The organism is Synechococcus sp. H55.11, from assembly GCF_047462475.1.
Taxonomy (GTDB): domain Bacteria; phylum Cyanobacteriota; class Cyanobacteriia; order Thermostichales; family Thermostichaceae; genus Thermostichus.
Genome location: NZ_JANSJI010000093.1, coordinates 1 through 7,105 on the forward strand (window position 1 = coordinate 1; position 7,105 = coordinate 7,105).

Here is a 7,105-nt window from a genome sequence, read left to right on the forward strand (position 1 = left end):
TCCGCGCCGCTCACGCGACCACCCCCAGCCCCTCTCCCAAAGGGAGAGGGGAGCTGAAGGGCTTTGCAACCCGTGAGGCTGGCTGCCGCTCTTCACATTCTACGGTAAGCCGGTCGGCAAACCGTTTTTAGGGCCAGGGATCCCTAGGCAGGGCAGGGGGTGGGGAGCGCCGCATCGGCAGCAAGATCCAGCGTGGCCCTGAGGAGGCCGGGATCCTCTGAAGAGGGGAGCAACTGGAACCCCAAGCGCCTGCAGAGGCGGCGCATGCCCTCGTTTTCGCTGAGCACCTCGCCGGTGAGGCGCCGGATCCCTTCGCAGCGGGCCACCTGAATCAGGCGGGTCAGCAGCTCCGTGCCGATCCCCTGTCTTTGGTAGGGATCCGCCACCAACAGGGCAAACTCGGCTTCTTCGGGAGGGCCGTGTTTTTTGGAGAGGCGGCTGATGCCGAGGATTGTAGCTTCTGGCTCCTGTTTTTCCGCCACCAGGGCGATCTCGCGGTCGTAGTCGTTAAAGCAGATGCGAACCAAGCGCTCGTGGGCGATGCGGGCGCTGTATTTGATGGGGTGGAAGTAGCGCAGGTAGATGCTGTAGTCGGAGACGTGGCGGTGAAACTGGATCACCAGCGGCTCGTCTTCGGGACGGATGGGGCGGATGGTGATGCCCTCGCGGAAGGGCCAAGTGTACTGGCTGGGGTAGGGGCGGATGGCCAACGGCACGGGTGGTTCTTGCTCCGAGCGCAAAATGACGCGGGCATCCAAAGCCAGCAGTTGCTCGCCCGAGGCCAGCAGGGGGTTGATGTCGATCTCTTGGATCTGCCGCTGTTCGGCCACCAGTTGGCTGAAGCGCACCAAGAGCTGTTCCAGCGCTTCCAGATTGACGGCTCGGCGTCCCCGCACCCCCTTGAGGGCCTTGTAGATGAGGGTATTCTCCATCAGGCGGCGCGCCAAGGTGGTGTTGAGGGGGGGAAGGCCAATGGCGCGATCCTGGAACACCTCCACCAACTGGCCGCCGCTGCCAAACAGCAACACCGGCCCAAACTGGGGATCCTCGCTGCTGCCCAGGATCAGCTCGTAGCCGTCGGTGCGGATCATCGGCTGCACCGTCACCCCTTGGAAGTGCTCTGGCCCTGCTTTCTCACTGACGTTGCGGCGAATCTGGGCGAAGGCCCGCCGCACCGCTTCGGCATCGGGCAGGTTGAGCTGCACACCGCCCACGTCGCTCTTGTGGGTGAGGGTGTGGGAGTAGAGCTTCAGCACCACCGGGTAGCCCATTTCTGCGGCGGCCTCTACCGCCGCTTCTGGGCTCTTGACCACCCGCGTGGGCACCACCGGGATCCCGTAGGCGGCCAGGATCTCCTTGGACTCGACCTCGGTTAAGAGCCGGCGACCTTGCTGCCGGGCTTGGCCGAGGATGGGTTGCACCCTCTCGCGCTCGACCGCTGTTGCAGGGAGCAGAGTGGGAGTTTCGTAGAGGGCCTTGAGGTTGTCGCTAAAGCGCCACAGATAGCTGAACACCCGTGCCGCCTGATCCGGATAGCGGTAGGTGGGGATCCCCGCTTGGTTAAGGATCTGCTCGCCGGCATCCACCAAGTCTCCCCCCATCCAACTGGCCAGGATGGGCTGCCGGGAGCCGCTGCGCCGCCAGGTCTCCACCACCTTGGCAGCAGTGGCGGTGGGATCCGTCATCGCCTGGGGGGTGAGGATCACCAAACAGCCCTGGCTGGCGGGATCCCGCAGCACGATCTCCAGCGCCTGGGCAAAGCGCTCCGGCCCGGCATCGCCCAAAATATCAATGGGATTGCCGTGGCTCCAGTGGGGCGGCAGGATGGAGTTAAGCTGCTCCAGGGTTTGGGGAGAGAGCTGGGCCAGGGATCCCCCGGCGCGGATGAGGGTGTCGGTGGCCAGCACCCCCGGTCCGCCGGCATTGGTGAGGATGCTGAGGTGGGGGCCCTGCGGGCGGGGCTGTTTGGCCAGCACCTCCGCCATGTCGAAGAGATCTTCGATGTGATCCACCCGCAGCACACCGCAGCGGCGGAAGGCTGCATCCAAAACCGCGTCGCTGCCGGTGAGGGATCCCGTGTGGGAAGCTGCCGCCTGGGCCGCCGCCTGGGTACGCCCCGCCTTGATGACCATAATGGGCTTGCTCAGCGCCACCTCGCGGGCCGCCGACACAAACGACCGCGCGTCCCCAATCGACTCCATGTAGAGGACAATGCTGTGGGTATGGGGATCCTCGCCCAGATAGTCGATGAGATCCCCCCAGCCCACATCCAGCATGGATCCCAGGGAGATGAAGGCGCTAAAGCCGACATTTTCCCGCAGGCTCCAGTCCAGGATCGAGGTGCAGAGCGCCCCGCTTTGGCTGATAAACCCCACGTTGCCGGGTCGGGCCATCTGGGCAGCAAAGGTGGCATTGAGGCCGGTGTGGGGATTTTGGATCCCCAGGCAGTTGGGACCAATGAGGCGCAGCTTGCCGCGGGCAGCCTCTTGGATGGCCTTTTCCAGCTCCAGCCCCTCCGGGCCAATTTCCTTAAAGCCTGCCGAGAGGACAATGGCCCCCTTGACGCCGGCCTCGACGCATTCTTGAATAACCGCCGGCACCCCGGCTGCCGGGATGGCGATGATGGCCAGATCCACCGGCTCCGGCAGAGCAGAGAGCCGCTCGTAGGCCCGGATGCCCAACACCTGGTGCCGCTTGGGGTTGACCGGGTAGACCGTGCCGCCAAAGGGGTGGCTGATGAGGTTCCAGAGCACCGTGCGCCCCACACTGCCCTCGCGCTCTGTTGCCCCCACCACCGCCACCGAGCGAGGCAGAAAAATGGGATCTAAGGGGTGGGATCTGGCCTTCCAGATGTCCAGGCTGGGATCGGGGCGGTGCAGCGTAGCCATAGCCGTTGCAAGGAGGGAAGGGAGAAGTACGTTTTGGCGGGGAGGAAGGCCGACCTTAAACCAGAGCCGGCTCCGGCTGGTGGTAGAGGGCAGCCTCCACCCGGCAGCCCCGATAGGCCAAGACGTACAGCTCCTTCATATCCTGAATGAGGGGGTAGCGGGGGTTGGCGCCGGTGCATTGGTCATCAAAAGCCTGCTCCGCCATCGCTTCCAGACGGTCGTAAAAGGCCTGCTCGCTCTCGCTGAGGGCCTCGCGAATGCTGGCCGGGATCCCCAGCTTCCGCTTCAGCTCCTCGATGGCCTCGATAAGGCGCATGACCTTTTCCTCATCATTGGCTCCCCCCAACTGCAGGTAATCGGCAATTTCGGCATAGCGGTGCTTGGCGTTGGGATAGCGGTATTGGGGAAAGATGGCCTGCTTGAAGGGGGCGTCGGTGGCGTTGTAGCGGATGACGTGGGTAATCATCAGGGCATTGGCCAGGCCGTGGGGCAGGTGGAAGGTGGATCCCAGCTTGTGGGCCAAGGAGTGGCACACCCCCAAAAAGGCGTTGGCAAAGGCCATGCCGGCAAGGGTGGCGGCGTAGTGGACTTTTTCCCGTGCTTCTGGATCCTCAGCTCCCTTCTCGTAGGCCCGCGGCAGGTAGGTCATCAGCAGCTTAATTGCCTGCAGCGCCAGCCCGTCGGTAAACTCGCTGGCCATCACCGAGACATAGGCTTCCAAGGCGTGGGTGAGGGCATCGATGCCGCCGTAAGCCGTCAGCTTCTTGGGCATCTTCAGGGTGAGATCCGGATCGACAATGGCCATGCTGGGGGTGAGGGCGTAGTCGGCCAGGGGGTACTTGATCCCCACCCGGTCATCGGTCACCACCGCAAAGGGCGTTACCTCGGATCCCGTCCCGGAAGTGGTGGGGATGCAGACCAGTTGGGCTTTTTGCCCCAGCGGCGGCAGCTCGTAGACCCGCTTGCGGATGTCCATAAAGCGCGTTGCCAGGCCTTCAAACTCCACCTGGGGCTGCTCGTACATCAGCCACATCACCTTGGCCGCATCCATCGGGGATCCGCCACCCACGGCGATGATGACATCCGGCTGAAACTGGCGCAACTGCTCCAGGCCGCGGTTGACGTTGCTGAGGGTGGGATCCGGCTCCACCTCGTGGTAGACATCCCAGTTCACGTGCAGCTCGTCCAAAACCTGGGTAACCGGCTGCAGCACACCCAGGTCGAAGAGGGGCTTATCGGTCACCAAAAAAGCCCGTTTTTTGCCGGCCAACTCCCGCAGCGCCACCGGTAGACATCCCGGCTTGAAGTAGATCTTGGGCGGCACCCGGAACCAGAGCATATTTTCCCGCCGGTAGGCCACGGTTTTAATGTTGAGCAGGTGGCGCGGCCCCACATTGTCGGAGACCGAGTTGCCCCCCCACGTGCCACAGCCCAAAGTTAACGAGGGATCCAGCCTAAAGTTGTAGAGATCCCCAATCGCCCCCTGGGAAGAGGGGGTGTTGATCAGCACCCGCGCTGTTTGGAGGGCATGCTCAAAGTAGGCAATATCGTCCTGGTTGGCGGGATCGGTATACAAAACAGAGGTGTGGCCCCGCCCACCGAAATTGACCAGTTGGACAGCAACATCGACGGCGCTGTGGAAATCCTTGGCACGGTAGAAGGCCAAAACAGGGGCCAATTTTTCGTAGGAAAACGGCTCTTCGGGCCCCACCTTGTCCACTTCCCCAATCAGCAGCTTGGTGCCTTCGGGTACCTGGATCCCGGCCAGAGCGGCAATGGTCTGCACCGATTGGCCGACAATAGCTGGATTGAGACGGCCATCCCTGAGGAGGATGCGGCGCACCGCTTGCGTTTGTTCCGGATCCAAAAAGTAGGCCCCTTGATGACAAAATTCCGCCTTCACCTGCTCATAAACGGCCTCCACCACAATCACCGCCTGTTCCGAGGCGCAGATCATGCCGTTGTCAAAAGTTTTGCTGAGCAAGATTGAACTGACGGCCATGGGAATGTCGGCACTGGTGTCGATGACCGCCGGCGTGTTGCCCGCCCCCACGCCCAGCGAGGGGTGGCCGGAGGAATAGGCCGCCTTGACCATGCCGGGGCCGCCGGTGGCAAGGATCAATTTCACCTCCGGATGCTGCATCAAAGCCTGAGAAAGCTCAATCGTGGGCTCGTCAATCCAGCCAATCAAGCCCACAGGCGCGCCTGCCGCCTCAGCCGCCTCTTTGACCACCTTGGCCGCGGTGATGGTGCATCGTTTGGCGCGGGGGTGAGGCGCAAAAATGATGGCGTTGCGGGTTTTCAGAGTGATGAGGGCTTTGAAAACCGTTGTCGAAGTGGGGTTGGTGACCGGCACAATGCCCGCCAAAAGCCCCACCGGCTCGGCAATGCGCTCGTAGCCAAAGCTCTCGTCCCGCTCAATGACGCCACAGGTTTTCTCGTGTTTGTACTTGTTGTAAATGTATTCAGAGGCAAAGTGATTTTTGATCACCTTGTCTTCCACAATGCCCATGCCGGTCTCCTCTACGGCCAACTTGGCCAAGGGGATCCGCTCGTTGTTGGCTGCCAGGGCAGCTTTGTGAAAGATCCGATCCACCTGTTCCTGGGTGAAGGTGGCATATTCAGCCTGGGCAGCTTTCACCTGTTGGATCAAAGCTTCCAGTTCCTCGAGGTTGGTGACGGGCATAGGTGGATCCCTCCAAAATCACATCCATAGGGGTTAAGAGTTGAGGCAACCATTAGAAATTGCTGGAAAACTCCATAGGCTCACTGGCTGGCTAAGCGCCCACAGGTGCGGGAACCTGGATCTCGGTGGTCATTTTTGGGGGATGGGTGAGGGTGTTGTGGATGATGCAAGCGTCGACAGCTTTTTCTAGGCCCTTTTGCTGCCTTTCGTCGAGGGGGATCCCTGTCTGAACGCGAATGCAAATGTTGTCTAAGCGGCTGGGGTGCTCAACTTTATCTGCAGTAACAACCACTTCCAGCCCTCGAGGATCCAACTGCCGCGCTTCCAGATACTTGACGGCATAAAAGCCAACACAGGCACCCAAAGAGGCCAAAAACCACTCCGGCGGCGTCATTCCCTGATCTTGGCCGTGGTTGTCCAAGGGCTGATCGCTGAGGATGCGATGGCCGCGGCTTTCGGCTTGAAATTGAACGCCATTTTGGTAGGTTACGCGCACTTCCACTGGGGATCCCTCCTCTATTTTTCCATCTGCCAGAGTTGGCCAGCTCCTAGCCTATAAGTTCAACCTAGCGCTACTTTAGGGGCAGCCTAAGAATTTTAGAGATGACTTTGGGATCAAGCTGATGCAAATGGGGATTGACTCTGTTTTTGTTACTGTTGCTACTGTAATAAACTAAGTCTTAGCAGCCATTAAACCGCCACCAATCCCCGCTCGCGAAAGATCTGCAAAGCGTGGTTGATCTGTTCCGGGGTGGGCGGCTGGACATCGCTGAGGGTGTAGGGCAGTCCCAACTGCTGCCATTTGTATTCCCCCATCTTGTGAAAGGGCAAAACCTCCACCCGCTCCACGTTGGATAGAGTGGCCACAAACTCAGCCAAGCCCTTGATGTTTTCCTCAGGATCTGTTAGTCCAGGAACGAGAACAAAACGAATCCAGGTAGGCTTGTGAATCTGATCCAAATAGCGAGCCAGATCGAGAGTGGGCTGCAGCGAAACGCCGGTAACTTTGCGATAGAGCTCCGGCAGATAGGACTTGATATCGAGCAACACCAAATCCGTATGGGCCAAAACCGGCTTGGCCACTCCCAAGGGCGCGTAGCCGGAAGTGTCCAGCGCCGTGTGCAAGTCCAGCTCGTGGCAGCGGCGGAAAATCTCGGCCACAAAGTTGGGTTGCATTAACGGTTCCCCCCCGCTGGCCGTGACTCCCCCACCCTTGAGGTAGTAATTGCGGCAGCGCTGGATCTCGGCCATGAGGGAGTCCACTGTCACCACCTGGCCGGCATTGGGATCCCGACAGTCGGGATTGTGGCAGTACAGACAGCGCAGAGGACAGCCCTGTAGGAAGATGACAAAGCGGATCCCTGGCCCATCCACCGTGCCACAGGTCTCGACCGAGTGAATGCGGCCGGTTATCGGCGTCAAGGGGTTGAGCGGGGTATCCATACTTCTATCCTCAATGGCTTTTGCAAAATATCAACTAATCTTGAGGTTTTCTTCCCAATTGCTGGCCATGTTATGCACATCACGGTTT

At 60.5% G+C, this 7,105-nt stretch carries 4 protein-coding genes; all 4 read right to left on the bottom strand.

The window, feature by feature from the left end:
• Positions 1–143: 143 nt before the first annotated feature.
• The 4 genes from NW853_RS04200 to pflA all read right to left on the bottom strand — a co-directional run bounded on the left by NW853_RS04200 (position 144) and on the right by pflA (position 7,017).
• Positions 144–2,888: a GNAT family N-acetyltransferase gene (locus NW853_RS04200; RefSeq protein WP_414347941.1), complete on the bottom strand. Its 2,745-nt coding sequence runs from the start codon at positions 2,886–2,888 to the stop codon at positions 144–146.
• 55 nt (positions 2,889–2,943) lie between these two features.
• Entirely contained in the window at positions 2,944–5,574 is a 2,631-nt protein-coding gene (adhE, locus tag NW853_RS04205; RefSeq protein ID WP_414347943.1) for a bifunctional acetaldehyde-CoA/alcohol dehydrogenase, read from the bottom strand.
• Between the two features lie 91 nt (positions 5,575–5,665).
• Positions 5,666–6,076, bottom strand: coding sequence for an OsmC family protein (locus tag NW853_RS04210; protein WP_414335832.1), 411 nt, complete (start codon positions 6,074–6,076; stop codon positions 5,666–5,668).
• A gap of 188 nt (positions 6,077–6,264) precedes the next feature.
• Positions 6,265–7,017, bottom strand: coding sequence for a pyruvate formate-lyase-activating protein (gene pflA / locus NW853_RS04215; protein ID WP_011429382.1), 753 nt, complete (start codon positions 7,015–7,017; stop codon positions 6,265–6,267).
• Positions 7,018–7,105: the final 88 nt, after the last annotated feature.